Origin of the sequence: Enterococcus durans (genome assembly GCF_002277935.1) — a bacterium.
Lineage (GTDB): Bacteria > Bacillota > Bacilli > Lactobacillales > Enterococcaceae > Enterococcus_B > Enterococcus_B durans.
Genome location: NZ_CP022930.1, coordinates 2,270,461 through 2,285,574 on the forward strand (window position 1 = coordinate 2,270,461; position 15,114 = coordinate 2,285,574).

General features: G+C 34.7%; 16 protein-coding genes and 4 pseudogenes. 13 read left to right on the forward strand and 7 right to left on the reverse strand.

All coding sequences use genetic code 11. From position 1 onward, the window contains the following. The first annotated feature begins 95 nt into the window (after positions 1-95). The 10 genes and pseudogenes from CJZ72_RS10815 (at position 96) to CJZ72_RS10850 (ending at position 7,003) form a co-directional block, all read left to right on the forward strand. Complete coding sequence (locus tag CJZ72_RS10815; protein WP_005875052.1) at positions 96-440, forward strand: metal-sulfur cluster assembly factor; 345 nt, start codon at positions 96-98, stop codon at positions 438-440. Between the two features lie 475 nt (positions 441-915). Further along, on the forward strand, positions 916-1,038 hold the full coding sequence (locus CJZ72_RS14940; protein WP_258547460.1) for a hypothetical protein: 123 nt from the start codon (positions 916-918) through the stop codon (positions 1,036-1,038). 20 nt (positions 1,039-1,058) lie between these two features. Further along, complete coding sequence (locus CJZ72_RS10820) at positions 1,059-1,799, forward strand: GntR family transcriptional regulator (protein ID WP_081133464.1); 741 nt, start codon at positions 1,059-1,061, stop codon at positions 1,797-1,799. Further along, a complete protein-coding gene (locus CJZ72_RS10825; RefSeq protein WP_081133465.1) occupies positions 1,800-2,648 on the forward strand; it encodes a class II aldolase in 849 nt (282 codons plus the stop codon). It begins immediately after the preceding gene. After that, on the forward strand, positions 2,645-3,109 hold the full coding sequence (locus CJZ72_RS10830) for a PTS sugar transporter subunit IIA (RefSeq protein ID WP_081133466.1): 465 nt from the start codon (positions 2,645-2,647) through the stop codon (positions 3,107-3,109). The genes CJZ72_RS10825 and CJZ72_RS10830 overlap by 4 nt, the downstream gene beginning before the upstream one ends. 18 nt (positions 3,110-3,127) lie before the next feature. Continuing rightward, positions 3,128-3,418 carry a PTS sugar transporter subunit IIB gene (locus CJZ72_RS10835; protein WP_095443828.1) on the forward strand — a complete coding sequence of 97 codons (291 nt, stop codon included), beginning with the start codon at positions 3,128-3,130 and terminating at the stop codon, positions 3,416-3,418. A gap of 1 nt (position 3,419) precedes the next feature. Then, positions 3,420-4,799: a PTS galactitol transporter subunit IIC gene (locus CJZ72_RS10840; protein ID WP_081133468.1), complete on the forward strand. Its 1,380-nt coding sequence runs from the start codon at positions 3,420-3,422 to the stop codon at positions 4,797-4,799. Continuing rightward, the gene (locus CJZ72_RS10845; protein WP_081133469.1) at positions 4,796-6,262 is read left to right on the forward strand and encodes an FGGY-family carbohydrate kinase; all 1,467 of its coding nucleotides are present in this window, start codon (positions 4,796-4,798) and stop codon (positions 6,260-6,262) included. Before CJZ72_RS10840 ends, CJZ72_RS10845 begins: the two co-directional genes overlap by 4 nt. 145 nt (positions 6,263-6,407) lie before the next feature. After that, a pseudogene (locus CJZ72_RS14410) lies at positions 6,408-6,551 on the forward strand (transposase); the annotation flags it as partial. An 83-nt stretch (positions 6,552-6,634) separates the two neighbouring features. Next, the gene (locus tag CJZ72_RS10850) at positions 6,635-7,003 is read left to right on the forward strand and encodes a hypothetical protein (RefSeq protein WP_211355387.1); all 369 of its coding nucleotides are present in this window, start codon (positions 6,635-6,637) and stop codon (positions 7,001-7,003) included. Between the two features lie 150 nt (positions 7,004-7,153). Here the strand turns inward: CJZ72_RS10850 and CJZ72_RS10855 are convergent, their stop codons facing one another. Both CJZ72_RS10855 and CJZ72_RS10860 read right to left on the reverse strand, forming a co-directional pair. Further along, positions 7,154-7,729 (reverse strand): helix-turn-helix domain-containing protein, encoded by a 576-nt coding sequence (locus CJZ72_RS10855; protein WP_081133470.1) that lies wholly within the window; start codon positions 7,727-7,729, stop codon positions 7,154-7,156. A gap of 625 nt (positions 7,730-8,354) precedes the next feature. Continuing rightward, positions 8,355-8,834: a DUF3955 domain-containing protein gene (locus tag CJZ72_RS10860; RefSeq protein WP_095443829.1), complete on the reverse strand. Its 480-nt coding sequence runs from the start codon at positions 8,832-8,834 to the stop codon at positions 8,355-8,357. 451 nt (positions 8,835-9,285) lie between these two features. Between CJZ72_RS10860 and CJZ72_RS10865 the strand changes: the two genes are divergently transcribed. After that, a complete protein-coding gene (locus CJZ72_RS10865; protein ID WP_095443830.1) occupies positions 9,286-10,050 on the forward strand; it encodes a class I SAM-dependent methyltransferase in 765 nt (254 codons plus the stop codon). A 59-nt stretch (positions 10,051-10,109) separates the two neighbouring features. Here the strand turns inward: CJZ72_RS10865 and CJZ72_RS15130 are convergent. From CJZ72_RS15130 to dat, 3 genes and pseudogenes are all read right to left on the reverse strand, one after another. Further along, positions 10,110-10,298 (reverse strand): annotated as a pseudogene (locus CJZ72_RS15130) (hypothetical protein). A 96-nt stretch (positions 10,299-10,394) separates the two neighbouring features. Further along, positions 10,395-11,219 (reverse strand): dihydrodipicolinate synthase family protein, encoded by an 825-nt coding sequence (locus tag CJZ72_RS10875; protein ID WP_081133472.1) that lies wholly within the window; start codon positions 11,217-11,219, stop codon positions 10,395-10,397. A gap of 54 nt (positions 11,220-11,273) precedes the next feature. Beyond that, a pseudogene (dat, locus tag CJZ72_RS10880) lies at positions 11,274-12,122 on the reverse strand (D-amino-acid transaminase). A 218-nt stretch (positions 12,123-12,340) separates the two neighbouring features. On the opposite strand from dat, the pseudogene CJZ72_RS10885 reads away from it, so the two are divergent. Continuing rightward, positions 12,341-12,786, forward strand: a pseudogene (locus CJZ72_RS10885) (ClbS/DfsB family four-helix bundle protein). 33 nt (positions 12,787-12,819) lie between these two features. Here CJZ72_RS10885 and CJZ72_RS10890 read toward each other — a convergent pair. Together CJZ72_RS10890 and apf are read right to left on the reverse strand one after the other, a co-directional pair. Then, positions 12,820-13,686: a hypothetical protein gene (locus CJZ72_RS10890; protein ID WP_232509738.1), complete on the reverse strand. Its 867-nt coding sequence runs from the start codon at positions 13,684-13,686 to the stop codon at positions 12,820-12,822. A gap of 28 nt (positions 13,687-13,714) precedes the next feature. Continuing rightward, entirely contained in the window at positions 13,715-14,320 is a 606-nt protein-coding gene (gene apf, locus CJZ72_RS10895) for an aggregation-promoting factor (protein WP_081133473.1), read from the reverse strand. A gap of 343 nt (positions 14,321-14,663) precedes the next feature. Between apf and CJZ72_RS10900 the strand changes: the two genes are divergently transcribed. Beyond that, positions 14,664-15,098 (forward strand): universal stress protein, encoded by a 435-nt coding sequence (locus CJZ72_RS10900; protein WP_095443831.1) that lies wholly within the window; start codon positions 14,664-14,666, stop codon positions 15,096-15,098. The last annotated feature ends 16 nt before the right edge of the window (positions 15,099-15,114 follow it).

Sequence of the window (15,114 nt, forward strand, 5' to 3'; positions counted from 1 at the left end):
AGCAAGCTAAATGAGAATAGATGTTCTTGATTCTCATTTACAAACATCTAAAAAAAGAGTATGATAAATGAAAATCGCATGAAGGAGTGTGCAGAATGAGCGAAGCGAACCGAGAATGGTCAGCACAAGAAGTTGAAGCAATCAAAGAACAAATCTTAGCCGCATTAGAAATGGTCATCGATCCAGAGTTAGGTATCGATATCGTCAATCTAGGCTTGATATATGAAGTAGATTTTGATCCAGAAAATGGAGAAACAGTCATCAAAATGACATTGACGACGATGGGGTGCCCATTAGCTGATATCTTGACTGATTCCATCCACGATGCATTGAAAGAAGTACCAGAAGTATCCAAAGTTGAAGTGAAACTTGTCTGGTACCCAGCTTGGACGACTGATAAAATGAGTCGTTATGCAAGAATCGCATTGGGGATCCGATAAAGATTTTCGTTGATTTAACAACGTTATTCATTGAGTATGTAGTCTGAGCTGATTTTTTGGACTTCGGATACCAGATGAAATGAGGGTATTTTCGATACGGTTACCATATCTAATGAGTAAATAACTTCTGAACTCTTTTATTGACTTTTAGACAAAGTTGATAAAAGAGTTTTTTGTTATGCAGAATTTTGTCTCTTCGTCAAATCGTGTTGGTGGAGTCAAATTTGGATAAAACTTAGTGCGATATGCGGCGTGTGCTGTGTGTCGCATATTTTTTAGGTTTCAAAGATCAGTCCCTGATGTACATCCGTGCACGAAAATCATAGAAGCTGCGATAATCAAAACTAAAGCTTTCCAGTGTCTCTTTTCTATATTTTTGTCCCACAAAAAAGATGTAGGCACAGTTCATTAACATCAAAAAGTATAGAGCCTATTTTTCTATTGTCTCTTTTTTGACAATGGAGAATTATTGCTTATGCGAAAAATAGTATTAGCCAAAAAAGTCTTTACTTTTATCTTGTTACCGTTTACAATCTACTTGTACACAGTTGTACATGATGGTTCAAAGTTGTCTACTGTTGTGTATGCTTGTATGTAAAGAAATAAGGAGGTGTTTGAATGATTATAAATCGTGAAGTCTCAAAGCCAATTTATCTTCAAGTCGCAGATTATTTACGCAATGGAATCTACGCAGAAGAGTGGGGAAAGGGGGAAAAAATACCGTCTGAAAATCAAATTATGGCAGATCTAGAAGTGAGTAGAGGCACAGTGAAGAAAGCGGTAAATATGCTGGTTGAAGAAGGACTTTTACAGCAAATTCAAGGAAAAGGTACTTATGTAACTGAAGGGAATATTTCTTACCCATTAGGGAAAGGACTCTTATCTTTTGCTGAATCGTTGGAAAGCCAAAAATTGTCTTATGAGACCAAAGTCATCGCTTCTGAATTTCATAAAGCAACGAAGGAAATTGCTTCTAAGTTAGGTATTAATGTTGGTGATGAGTATCTGTATATGAAACGAATTCGGTATGTTGAAGGCGAAAAAGTAATGTTAATCGAAAATCGATTAAATAGTAATTTATGTAAAGGTATTGAAAAGCATGATTTTAATTTAGAAAGTTTATTTAAAGTAATAGAGCAGATTACTGGTACAAAAATTGCTTTCTCTGAAAGTAGATATGCTGCAAGAGTAGTTGGGGAAAAAAGAGCAAAAGAATTGGAAGTAGCTCCAGACTCACCAGTATTACACCTTGAACAGCTTGTTTACTTGGAAGGAGGAACGCCAATCGAATTCGGTAATGTATGGTTAAAGGCTAATAAATACTACCTTGGAACAATTCTACAAAGGGAGGAAATTTAAATGCCATTAGTAAATGGATATACATTATTGGACATTATCAAAGAAAGAAAAGTAATTGCAGGTGCCTTTAATACAACAAATTTAGAAACCACTGTTGGAATTTTACAAGCTGTGGAAAAAAGTGGGATTCCCACATTTATTCAAGTTGCACCTACAAATATTTCATTAGCTGGATATGATTATCTAGTAGACATGGTTTCTCGTTATGCCGAGAATATGGATACACCTATTGCATTACATTTAGACCACGGGAAAAAATTTGAAGATGTAAAAAAAGCAATTCGTGCAGGTTTTACTTCGGTTATGATCGATGGAGCAGCTTTTGATTTTGAAGAGAATATTGCTTTTACCAAAAAAGCGGTAGATTTTGCAAAAGCATATGGTGTTCCAGTGGAAGCAGAACTAGGGGCAATTTTAGGAAAAGAAGATGACCATGTATCAGAAGCTGATTGTAAAACGGATCCAACTCAAGTGAAAGAGTTTGTGGAACGAACTGGTTGCGATATGCTAGCGATCTCAGTAGGAAATGTACATGGTTTGGAGGATGAACCCAAAATTGATTTTAGTTTACTGAAAGAAATAAATGAAGTCTCTCCAGTACCATTAGTCATTCATGGAGGATCTGGTATTCCTGACGAGCATATTCAACAAATGGTGAATTATAATGTTGCTAAAATCAATATTGCGAGTGATTTGCGACAAAGTTATATTCGAAGCGTAGGGCGGGCGTATGAATCTAATCCCAATGAAGCAAATCTAATTAAAGTATTACAGCATGCTGAAGATTCAGTGTTAGAGACCGTTTATAATAAGATTTTAAATATGAATAGTGTGGTGCAAAAATCTTGAGTACATCATTAACAGAATTAGAAAATATTTTTGTCGATTTAAAAGTCAATGACTTCAATGAATTGATTCCATTATTGGCTCAACCATTAATTAAAAATGAAGATGTTGTAGAAAGTTTTCCTAACCAAGTTATTGACCGTGAACATACTTTTCCAACCGGGTTACCAACTCAACCCTATGGAGTAGCAATTCCACATACAGATGCAGAATTTGTAATAAATAATAAAGTAACCATTGCCACATTAAAAACTCCAATTCAAATGGAAGTTATGGGTGGAATGAATGATGAAAAAATCGATGTTTCCATCATATTTTTATTAGCCTTAGGGCATTCAAATAAGCAATTAAATGTGTTGCAAAAATTAATGGGTATTTTGAATCAAGAAGATGTTTTGACAAAAATAAAAAATGGAACAAAAGAAGAAATTTATAAAATTGCAAAAGAAGAGATTCAACTTTAAAAATTGGAGGGAAATAAAATGACTAAAAATCTATTATTTGTATGTGCAACAGGAATTGCAACTTCAACAGCTGTAGCTGAAAAGGTAATGGGATTTTTGAAAGAAAGAGGGTTAACAGATGTCAATTACTCTCAGACAAATGTTGCTTCGGTACAGTCAAATTCTGATAATGCAGACTTGATTGTTTCAACATTAAAAATTCCGTACGAATTAGATGTACCTATTATCAATGGTTTAGCTTTAATTACAGGAATTAATGAAGATAAAGTATTGAACAGTATTTATTCTGAGTTAACAGAAGGTGAATAATATGGGAGATATTGGAGCAAAATTGTATGATGGTGTGCAGTATATTCTAGGATTTGGTCCCACTGTAATGTTGCCTTTAGTGTTATTTATTTTAGCATTGTTCTTTAAAATAAAGCCTGCCAAAGCATTACGCTCGTCATTAACCGTTGGTATTGGATTTGTTGGTATTTATGCAATTTTCGATATTTTAACAAACAATGTAGGTCCTGCAGCACAAGCTATGGTAGAACAAACTGGCATTAATCTCCCTGTAGTTGACTTAGGTTGGCCGCCTTTATCAGCAATTACATGGGGATCACCAATCGCCCCATTCGTTATTCCTTTGACTATGTTGATCAATGTTATCATGATTGCCATTAAACAAACACGAACAGTTGATGTCGATATGTGGAATTACTGGCATTTTGCACTAGCAGGAACCTTAGTATATTATAGCACAGGTAGTTTCTGGTTGGGAATATTAGCTTCAGCAGTCATTGCGATTATTGTGTTTAAATTAGCAGACTGGGCAGCGCCAATGGGAGCAGAATATTTTGGTTTGGAAGGAATCTCATTACCAACGGTCTCTTCAATTACCTTTTTCCCTATTGGTTTAATCGGAAATAAAATTATTGATATGATTCCTGGTGTCCGAAATATTGATATCAATCCTATGACAATTCAAAAACGATTCGGCATTTTTGGTGAGCCAATGATGGTAGGTACAGTTCTTGGTTTGCTTCTAGGTATTGTTGCGGGATATGATCTTCAAGGGATTTTAACAACAGGTATTAGTATCGGTGCAGTAATGTTTATTTTGCCTCGTATGGTGCGTATTTTGATGGAAGGATTATTGCCTTTATCAGAAGCAATCAAAAAGTTTTTAAATGAACGATATCCAGATAGAGATGATTTATATATAGGGCTAGATATTGCAGTCGCTGTTGGTAATCCAGCAATTATTTCTACAGCTTTATTATTAACACCAATTGCAGTTCTTCTAGCATTTGTTTTACCTGGAAATACTGTTTTGCCATTAGGTGATTTAGCAAATTTAGCTGTAATGGCTTCAATGGTTGTTTTATCAACAAAAGGAAATGTATTTAGAGCTGTAATAATTGCTATTCCAATTATAATTGGTGATCTGTATATTGCATCAGCAATTGCACCTTTTATTACAGGCATGGCAAAAGATGTAAATTTCAGTTTTCCAGAAGGATCGAGTGGATTAGTATCTAGTTTCTTAGATGGAGGGAATCCATTAAGATTCTGGCTATTACAAATATTCAACGGAAATATTCTTGCTCTTGGTTTGATTCCTGTAGTTGGAGTAATTATATTCTGGATTTATAAAGTAACGTATAAACAAACTCATTTGATCGATGAAGGAACTTCTAAATGAGTGGAAATCTAGCTATCACAATTGATGTTGGAACAACGAATTCTAAAGTATCTTTATTTGAAATTACTACAGGAAAATTAATTGATAGAGAAACATTTCAAACAGATAAAAAAGAAGATACTTTTGGAGAGCTATTTGATTTAGAGTCGATTTGGTATCGACTTTCAACGATTTTAAAAACGTTTATTTCTACCAACACTGGAAATATTGATTCAATCAACATTTCCAGTGTTGGTGAAGCTGGGGTTCTTGTTGATAATAATGGAGATATCATTACGCCGTTGATTGCTTGGTATGATAAGAGAGCTACCAAATATATTGATCGTTTAACAGACGAGGAAAAAGAAAAAATTTATGATATTACTGGGCTTCCTGCGCATACTAATTATAGTTTACCTAAAATAAAATGGATGGTGGAAGAGTTAAAAATCTCTACATCTCAGCCGTTAACTTGGCTCAATATTCCTGATTTGCTGTGCTTCTTTTTGACAGGGGAAATGAAAACTGAATTTTCTATGGCAAGTCGAACACTTTGCTATGATTTAAACAAAAGACAGTGGTCAAAAGAAATTTTGAAAATGTTTGAACTCGAGGAGATAATTTGCTTTCCTGAAGTTGTCCGTTCTGGAGAGATAGTGGGTTATACAGATAGTGGAGAATTAAATAAAGAGCATATTTCTGTGAGAATTGCTGGACATGATCATATGGTTGGAGCATTGGGAATAGGATTAGAGCCTGATGAATTGTTAAATTCAACAGGAACAACGGAAGGGTTGCTATTGATTAGTGATACTAATTTTAACGATAATAAACACCTGGAACATTCATTATCGAATGGAATTTATACAAGGCCTCAATATTATACGTTATTCTCTTCCATGCCTACTGGAGGTAGCGCTTTTGCTTGGTACCAAGAGTTATTCAATAAGAGTAATTTATCATTTCTAAAAGAATGTGAAAATTTGTATCAAGACTATATGAATAATCATGTAAAACTGAACGACTCATTATTGTTTCTGCCTCATTTAAATGGTTCAGGAGCACCTTTTAAAAACAGTAAATCGAAAGGGCTTTTGTACGGTTTGAAACTTGATACAACGTCAAAAGATATCTTGCTAGGAATTTTAGTAGGATTGTCTTTGGAGATGAAATACGTAGCTAATTGTTTTCCTTTAGAAAGTATAAAACGTTTAGCCGTGATTGGTCCAGCTATTAATAATTCCTTGTGGCTACAAATGAAAGCTGATGTTTTAAATATGGAGGTAAAAGTTATAAAGATGGACGAAGCAGTTTCGTTCGGTGCATTAAAATCAGCATATCCAACTTTCTCTACGAAAACAGTCTACGAAAAATTTTCACCAAATCCAAAAAGAGCATCTGAGATGCATTCATTATTAGAAAAGTATACAAGATTGTACAATGTAAAGAAACAATTGATCATTGGTGAGGGAGGAAACAATTAGATATTCAGGTAAGAAAATTGTATTAACCTCTAAAAGTTAGACCAAAATGTAGTACACTCATAAAACTGGACTTGGTATAATAAACTAGATAAAAAGTTAAGGGAAAGCGAGAATCCAGATTATACCAAGATGCTCATGTGATAAAATGTTTAAAATTGTCGCTGTAAAACTAGTCATTGAAGAAGTATTTTCTGTAAAAGAAATTAGTCTACAGCTAAAGATTCACGCTAATAGCTTGTATCGGCGGGTTCAAGAAGTTGAAAAATATGGAGAAAGTGCGTTTCCTGAGTAAGGGAGCGCACTTTTTGATGTCCATCATAAAATAAAGAAACTTGAACAAGAAGGTTGTTGCCTATATATGTTCAAATGAGAATGGTAGCTGCTATTGCATTGATTAGAGGGTATGATTTGAGAGATGATGAGGTTCAGACTTTTGTTTATAGTTGCTTAGTTGGCAATGCTATAGCAGATACATTTAAAAACACAGGTGTGCAAGTAGGGAATAAAATTGCTTTAAACGCGGTAAATAAAATTCCGGGTAAAGTTTTAACTAAAATAAATCAAAGAATAGGATTTAGGTTTATAACTAAGGCTGGAGCAAAGGGAACAATTAATTTAGTAAAAGTAGTTCCGGTTGTAGGCGCTGGTGTAGGGGCGTCTATTGATTTTTCAACGACATGGGCGATTGCTAAAAGAGCAAAAAAGGTTTTTGAAGGAAACAATAGCATCAATCTGGAATAAAAGCACAGCCAACTAGTAACTAAGATGCTATTTCCACTTTCCATTTAAAAAGTGTCTCTTACTGGGTTAAAGTCATCCAGCAAGAGACACGTTTTATTCTGTTTCAAGTTATTGGGTAAGTTTCCAAATTGATTGGCTTTTTTGATTTGCTCAACGACTCAATATAAAAGGGATACACATGATCAATACAATGATACCGAAGATGAGCGAGTACATAGATACAATGAAAATTTTTGACATAAGATCTTTTTTCTTGTTTCTTAATTTTCTAACTGAATCAACATCTTTATTTTCGATAAATGCCACGATTTCTTTATACGTTTGAACATCGCTTTCTTTTTTTATTTTTTCGATTTTCAATGCTGCATACATAGAGATCAACCATAGTATAAGTGGTGGGGCGATCCACCAATAATTTGGTAAAAATAAGGATGGTCCAATCGAGATAGCAGATAATATACTAAAAATCATCATGATTTTAGTATATTTATCCATGTTTACTGCAGAAATTTTTTCTTTCATTTTTTCAACATCTCCTTTGACTAATTCATCTAAAGAAACATCAAAAAGAACACTGAGTAATAACAGGTTATGGACATCAGGATAACTACGCTCGTTCTCCCAGTTGGAAATAGTCTGTCGTGAAACAAATAACTTCTCGGCTAATTCTTCTTGTGAAAAATCACATTGCTTCCTAAATTTTTTGATTTGTTTACTTAGGTTCATTTTATTCGCTCCTTCTTCCTAAAGAATAGATCAATCGTTTTTTTTCAACTATCAAATATCTTTATTTTAGTTGAAAAAACAGTGTAAAAGTTCTTTTACATAGTTGGAAATACTGATTTAACAGCATTTAAAAAATTTTTTTTTGCTTAATTATTAAAGAGTGATTTTAAAAAATAGTAATCATTAAAAAGACAGTGGGAGTAGATCAATGAATCACTGTGGTGAATTAGATTTTTTAAAGTAATGATTTACATTTTATTATAGCAAAATAGTTTCTGCTATCTTTCTACAAATGAGTAAAAATCATTCTTTTATTTTTCTAATCGTATTTATAGTTAGAAGAAATACCTCATCACAAATTTGAGTGTCAAAATTGAATTCTTAAAAAAGTAAGTGATGATTTTACCTGTTTTTTTAGAATGTCTAACGATATAAATTGTCTATGTAATAGGGAGCAGAGTGCAATTGAGAAGTTATTGAATCAAAATAAGGGATGTAGTGAGGATATCTGATTTGCACGTGAAATAAAAAGTTACATTTCCACAATAAACTAAGTAATTTACCGCAAAGGTCTGATTCGATGATAAGTTACTTAGTTTATTTTCTATATATTTTTCTTGAAATGCTAGGATCGTTTTTTTACAACGGCTAGAAGATAGCTGATTCCTGTTCCTAGAAAAACTAGGATACCGGAGAATAAAAAGATGTAGCCAAGCCCAAGTAAATAAAAGTTTTCATGTAGGATTCCTGCAGTGTCGATATATTCAACTGAGGTGGATTTGATAAAAAAGCAGAAGAATCCTAAGAATAATAACAAGGAACCAATGAGAGCAGTGATCATATTGTACTTTGCTCGTTTTGTTTTACTACTGTCGTTGATTAATTTTTCTGTCAGATGATTCATGTTGTTTCCTCCTAAAATCAATTCATCAAGTGAAAGATGAAAAATAGTGGAAATCAAAATCAACATTTCTAGATCAGGTAGGTTTCGATTGTTTTCCCAATTGGATACCGCCTGTCTAGTAACAGTTAATTTTGTTGCAAATTGCTCCTGTGTGAGTTTATTTTGTCTACGTAGTTCTTTGATTTTATCGCCAAATTCCATTTTTTATTTTCCTTCCTTGATGTGAGTTCATCATAAGAATTTCCTCTTTGTTTTTCAAGAAAGCATGACTTGCATACTGAAAAATCAGAGGACAGCGTTGCTTGCATACCTTGTTTTCTTGATATCTAGCACCATTTAACGTGTTTAAACAGTATATGTTTTTATACGCCATTATAGCAATGAATAAATTCTAAAACCAAGATTACGGGATAGCTAAATAGAAGTTTTAAATTTTAACGAGTACTCGTTCTGGGTTAAGTTAAATAGATATATTATAGAAAGCGATTTCATGATATGATAGTTACATAAACAAATAAGGAGAAAGCAAATGGCAAAACGTCGAAGTAACTACTTGATATAGTTGGTTGGATAGAACTATATCGAGTACTGGAGTTATCCAACCAATTGATATCGACCCTAAAAAAACTCAAAGACTAAGGGAGCTAATCAAATGGATGAACAACGATTAAAAAAAGAATGGTTACAAAGTGAAAAGAGACAAAAAGAGTTTTCTGGCTGGGATTTTTCCTATTTAAACGATCGGTGGTACTGCGAAGAGCCAGTTTGGAATTACCGAGAGTTGGTTCTAACACATTTAAGTAAAGAAATGATGCTTTTGGATATGGGAACTGGTGGAGGGGAGTTACTACAGACTTTCCATCATCCTTATAGAAAAACTGCTGTAACAGAAGGCTATTTACCTAATTATGAATTGTTAGTAAACGATTTACAGCCCAAAGGTGTGACAGTTCAATTTGTAGAAAAAGATGGATATTTAGCGTTTCCAGATGACTCATTCGACTTGGTTATCAATTCCCATGAATCATTTTCGCTAACAGAAGTAAAACGCGTGCTTAAAAAAGATGGCTTGTTTATCTCGCAGCAAGTTGGGGATTTCAATGGAGTAAATCTAGCTTCGCGGTTGCTTAAAGGGTATAAGAAGGAAAGTTTTGATTTTCATCTTGCAACTGTAAAAAAAGAATTGGAAAAAGCTGATTTTGACATTTTACGGGAGGATGAAGCCTATTTAAAACAACTTTTTTTCGATATGCCTGGTTTGATCTATTATTTACGAACGATCAAATGGGAATATCCTGATTTTTCAGTGGAAAAAAATTTTGAAGAGCTACTTTCATTGTATGAAGAGTTGTTGAGGCATGGTAGCATTTTTAACATGCAACACCGCTTCGTGTTTGTTGCTAAAAATAGAAAATAGGTATCTAGCATGAACACCTGTAAAGTGTAAAGAATAGTCTGTTCATAGCAAATGAAAAATTAAAACGAGTGTGGGACAAATCTAAAAATCAGTTTTGCTACAGACTCTCGAGTATACGGCGGGAGCAGAAGCAACTCCTTCGGAAATAAGCCGAAATTCACAAAAATTTGAAAAGCAATTTTCGTTCATTTCTTCTTATTTCTCGGAGTTAAACACTTCTGTCCCAGTCTCTTTGACACGAACTTGATAGAAGGATAAGAACGCAGTAAGTCACTCTCAAAATAGATGAATGAGTGATTGGAGTGAGATTATTTTTACAAATATTTATTGTTGGCTAATCTACATTATTCATTATTTCCTAATGGTCGGCGGCAGATTCCAAAAGAAATACCTTCATTTTCGCTTATTTTGCTTTTTACGTAAGGAAGTGGGGAATGGGCGTATAACTCCTCGATTTTTGTAGCAATCGTTTGATCAGAGGAGGGTTGTTTATTTTTCAATTCAGTAAACCATTGCTTGATTTCTGTGGGATAAATATTTCCAGCAATAGAAGAAATAGCATTGAATCCTAAAGCTAGTTTTTCTGTTACAGCTGATTCACCACCCATGTAGACTTTTAAAGGTTTTTCTATTTTGGCGAGAAGTTCAGGAAGATGAGCTGGATCTCCGGCTTCTTTTATTCCGATGACCCAATCGTCTTTTAAAAGTGTCAAATAGGTGTCTATAGTAATGTCAAAGCCGGTACGACGCGGATTGTTGTAGAGTATCGTTGGCTTATTGGCGAAGGAGATCACCGATTTCGCATAGGAAATAGCTTCCTGTTGTGAAGGAAGAATATAAGGAGGAAAACCTAATAAGATTCCTGTGACTTCATTCGAAGTATTGATTTTTTGAGCGAGGATCTCTGCCTCTTTTTGGCGAATACTAGATACACCAAAAATGATTTCCAAATCATTACGTGTATTTAGCTTTTTTAGCGCGTCAAGTAACTGTAATTTTTCTAGTAACGTCAATGAATGTTGTTCGCCAGTTGAGCCGCCTACTAAAACTGATTGAACACCTTGAGTAGCCAAATAATCAATATGTTGTAACGTGGCTTTTAAATTTAAGGTTTCATCTTCATAAAAAGCAGTAGGAACAGCTACTTGAAAATCTTCATTTAATACCATGACATTTCCTCCAATTTTTATCCTGAGTTACGATCAATGAATAGATTGAAAAAATCAATGTGAAGTGCGGATAGAGTCAATATAAAGTGTTTGTAGTTTCTTGGTGATTGCTCCACACTGGCCATCAGCAATCTGTTTACCGTCGATTGAAATGACTGGTACGATTTCATAAATACTATTGGAAATAAAACATTCAGTGATTTTATCTAACTGAGTGACAGAAAAAGGAGTTTCACAGACTTTTAGTCCATTTGCACGGGCTAATTTTAAAATCTACATTTTAGTGATACCTGGCAAAACAAGGTTGCCATCAGGGTGGGTATATAAAATGTCGTCAACGACAAACCAGACATTTGAGGCAGATGCTTCTGTGATCTTTCCGTCTCTTTGTAAAATAGCGTCATCGAATCCTTTTCTGGCAGCTTCATCGAGTGAGAGGATATTGCCAATCAGACTTAATGATTTGATGTCACAATGTAACCAGCGGGTATCTTCAATGACCGTTGCGCGGATTCCGTTTTTTTGCATTGCAACGGGTCGTTCAATGGGGATCGTGTAGGCGAGATAAATCGGTGTTGTCTTCTTAGAATCTGGGATCAGATGCTGTCTGGGCGATACGATTCCTCGAGAAATTTGAAAATAGATTTCTCCTTCACTCACATGGTTTTTCTGGATAAGTTGTTGAAATTGTTCTTGAAGTTCATGTTTTTCGAATGGAAGAGTTAAATGGATTTTCTCAGCCCCAACCTTTAAACGATCGAAATGTTCTGAAAACATGAACATCTGTTGATCGTAAACACGGACTACTTCATATAGACCATCCCCGAAATGATAGCCGCGATCATCAGGTGAAATAGTGATTTCATCTTTGGGAATAAGTTGACCATTAAAAATTGCGTTCATAAAAATACCTCCTAAAAGTTCTAAACAAACGAGTAATGGGTGATTAGTCAGAATATTCATACATTTTGTCTGTTTGAGACGTACTTTAGCAAAATATCATGGGAATTACAATGCTTTTTTCCAAATACCTGTAATCATTCGCTGGATCTGCGAGTGTTTGTTACAATCAAAATATAAAAATAAAACGTGTTAAGACAGAAAATAATAGGAGGAAGTACATGAGACCAAAATCAAAAGATGAATTGATTGTAGCAGCGAATCAAAAATTTTCTGAACTATGGGAACAGATTGCAAAATTGAGTGAAGAAGAACAGCAAGCACCATTCTTATTTGATGAAGCGTTTTTAGCGAAGAAAAAAGAGGCCCATTGGCGAAGAGATAAAGACTTAAAAGATGTTTTGATCCATCTTTATGAGTGGCATCAGCTTTTACTAAATTGGGTCCAAAAGAATCGGAAGCAAGAGAAAATTCCGTTGCAAAATCCTTCGTGCATCAAACACATGAACAAGTGATGTCATTAGCAGAGGAATTTGATAATGCTGAGCTATTTGAAAAGAAAAAATTTGACTGGACAGGGAACACGACTCTAGGGAGTTACTTTATTTCTTCGACAGCTAGCCATTATGATTGGGCGATCAAAAAAATAAAGCAATCTCAGAAGTAGTAAGTGCTAGTCTAGTTTGGAATCGAAGAAAGACTAATATCTCACTAAAGGCTGTGATATTGTTTCGTTTCTGGGCTGTTGAATGACTTTTGTTTCTAAAGAGAATCTTTCTTGGATTTTTTTCATGCTGTTTTTTTCGATTTGAGAGGATGTATGGCTTAAGTTTTTATGTATTTTTCTTTGCTGATTAGATAGATGTGACAGCTTCTTTTTTATTTTATAAATTGTTTTAGTGGATATATTAAACTCTTCCTGGAGTTCTTTATAAGTGGAATTTGGATGTTCCCTCAATTTTTGTTCAACACGTTGGAATTTCTCAGCACGGTAGGTAGATCTCACTCCTAGCTGTTTTTTGATGTAGGTGATAGTTGTATATGAAATCTGATATTCTTTAGCAATCTCTTTGTAGGAGTGGTTAGGGTTAGTCAAAAGTGCGTGGGCTGCTTTTTGTGTTCGCTCAAAGCGAAACGATCTTTTGCGATTATTTTTCCCGACTGGTATTGTTGGATTGATTTCTTGTTGATTTAAAGAGAGAGGTATTGTATTGTCTACCCGCAAACTGCTATATGAGTCATTTGGAGATACGAAGTTAAGGTCTGCGAAAAGCTGATACTCTTCTGTAGCAAGGTAATGTTCTGAATGAAAATCAGATGTGCAGGGGGTATCAACGAATGAAGAGGAAGGCCATTTCATTTGTGATTGAAAATCCGGACTGTTTTGGAAATTATTGACTTGAGAAAGTAGCTTATCTTCTATCTGGGCGGATAATATGGTTGAATTGGTGCGCTCAATGGGCATAAAGAAACCTCCTAAAAATGTTTCTTTTATTTTACTTCTGTTAGTACGAAGATGGAAGACCAGTTTTTCTGAAAAAATAAAAAAAGATAGATAACCTGTCAAAAGGCTATCTATCTTTTTATTTTTTAGCTTAGTACCAACCGTTAGCTAACCAGAATGCTTGGGCAGCATCCCATGAACCATAACGTGAAGTAACATATTGATCGGCTACACGTTCTTGGTTAGCAGCAGAGTAGTCACCATTCAAGTATGAAGCATCTAATTGGTAACGTCCGATGTAACGGCCATTAGTTGCTGTGTAAGAACCGCTTGATTCTCTTTGAGCAATCCATTCTTTCGCTGAGCTACTTGTAGCTGGTGCTGCAGTTTCAGTCACAACAGGTTGTGCTGCTTCTGCAGGAGCAGATTGAACTGCTTCTTGTTGGACAGGTGCGGCAGCTGGTTGTGCTTGTGTTTCTTGAGGTGCAGAGTAAGTTGTTTCTGCAACTGCTGCTTGGTCTCCTGTAGGGATCGTTAATTGTTGACCTGAATAGATCAGGTTAATATTTGAAATCGAATTATGTTCTGCAATAGTTTGGATCAAGGAGTTGTCACCAACGTATTTTTGAGAAATCGTTGATAGTGTATCACCTGATTGAACGGTATAAGCTTCGTCCGCATGTGCAGATGTACCCATAAAGAATAGAGTGCCGGCAGCCAAAGTTGTTCCTAAAAATAATGTTTTAAGTGATTTCATGTAAAATCTCCTTCGTCGTTTTAAAAAGTATTTGTTGTGTTCAACGAGGATTACTTTAACACGTGGAAATATTTCATAGGTAATAGCTTCATGACACTTTGTGACAAATCTACGTTTTTTGTAACAAACAGGTTATCGTAAAATGTGAATAAAAATGAGAAAAAAGCCATAAAGTTTTATTATAGGGGCGGATGTGGGCTATCAAAATTAGAAAGTAATCAAAGGTAAAAGTTCAATAAAACACTTTTTTTCTAAAAAAAATGAGTAAAAATAGTCAAAACAGCGTATTTTTTTTTTAATTTGAAGGAGGATGTTACAATGAAAGAAACAAGGAGGCGATGATATGAGTAATAGATATTCAAAGATAATGGTAGCGGTGGATGGATCAAAGCAAGCGGAAAAGGCATTTTTGGAAGCCCTTGATTTAGCGAAAGATAATGAAGCAGAGTTAATCATTGTTTCTATTATCAATAAAGTGGAGTTGACTCATAGTGCTTATGCCTTCTCAAAGATCTATGCAGAAGAGAAACAAAGGATCGAAGTTGAAATGTTAAAAAAAATCCATGATGCAAAAGAATATGGTTTGACTGAAATCCATGCAATTGTTGAGACAGGTGATCCACGACAGTTGATTGGTACTGTTTTTCCAACACAAGAAAATGTGGATTTGATCGTGATCGGGGCTACCGGAAAAGGTGCAATCCAACAAGCATTGGTTGGCTCGACAGCTTCCTTTGTCGTTGCTCATGCCTCTTGCAGTGTATTAGTAGTGAAATAAAAGAGGGAGGGAACTA

Coding starts and splice junctions, on each gene's coding strand:
- CJZ72_RS10815 (WP_005875052.1), top strand. CDS start 96: ATGAGCGAAGCGAACCGAGAATGGTCAGCACAAGAAGTTGAAGCAATC.
- CJZ72_RS14940 (WP_258547460.1), top strand. CDS start 916: ATGCGAAAAATAGTATTAGCCAAAAAAGTCTTTACTTTTATCTTGTTA.
- CJZ72_RS10820 (WP_081133464.1), top strand. CDS start 1,059: ATGATTATAAATCGTGAAGTCTCAAAGCCAATTTATCTTCAAGTCGCA.
- CJZ72_RS10825 (WP_081133465.1), top strand. CDS start 1,800: ATGCCATTAGTAAATGGATATACATTATTGGACATTATCAAAGAAAGA.
- CJZ72_RS10835 (WP_095443828.1), top strand. CDS start 3,128: ATGACTAAAAATCTATTATTTGTATGTGCAACAGGAATTGCAACTTCA.
- CJZ72_RS10840 (WP_081133468.1), top strand. CDS start 3,420: ATGGGAGATATTGGAGCAAAATTGTATGATGGTGTGCAGTATATTCTA.
- CJZ72_RS10845 (WP_081133469.1), top strand. CDS start 4,796: ATGAGTGGAAATCTAGCTATCACAATTGATGTTGGAACAACGAATTCT.
- CJZ72_RS10850 (WP_211355387.1), top strand. CDS start 6,635: ATGGTAGCTGCTATTGCATTGATTAGAGGGTATGATTTGAGAGATGAT.
- CJZ72_RS10855 (WP_081133470.1), bottom strand. CDS start 7,729: ATGAACCTAAGTAAACAAATCAAAAAATTTAGGAAGCAATGTGATTTT.
- CJZ72_RS10860 (WP_095443829.1), bottom strand. CDS start 8,834: ATGGAATTTGGCGATAAAATCAAAGAACTACGTAGACAAAATAAACTC.
- CJZ72_RS10865 (WP_095443830.1), top strand. CDS start 9,286: ATGGATGAACAACGATTAAAAAAAGAATGGTTACAAAGTGAAAAGAGA.
- CJZ72_RS10875 (WP_081133472.1), bottom strand. CDS start 11,219: ATGGTATTAAATGAAGATTTTCAAGTAGCTGTTCCTACTGCTTTTTAT.
- apf (WP_081133473.1), bottom strand. CDS start 14,320: ATGAAATCACTTAAAACATTATTTTTAGGAACAACTTTGGCTGCCGGC.
- CJZ72_RS10900 (WP_095443831.1), top strand. CDS start 14,664: ATGAGTAATAGATATTCAAAGATAATGGTAGCGGTGGATGGATCAAAG.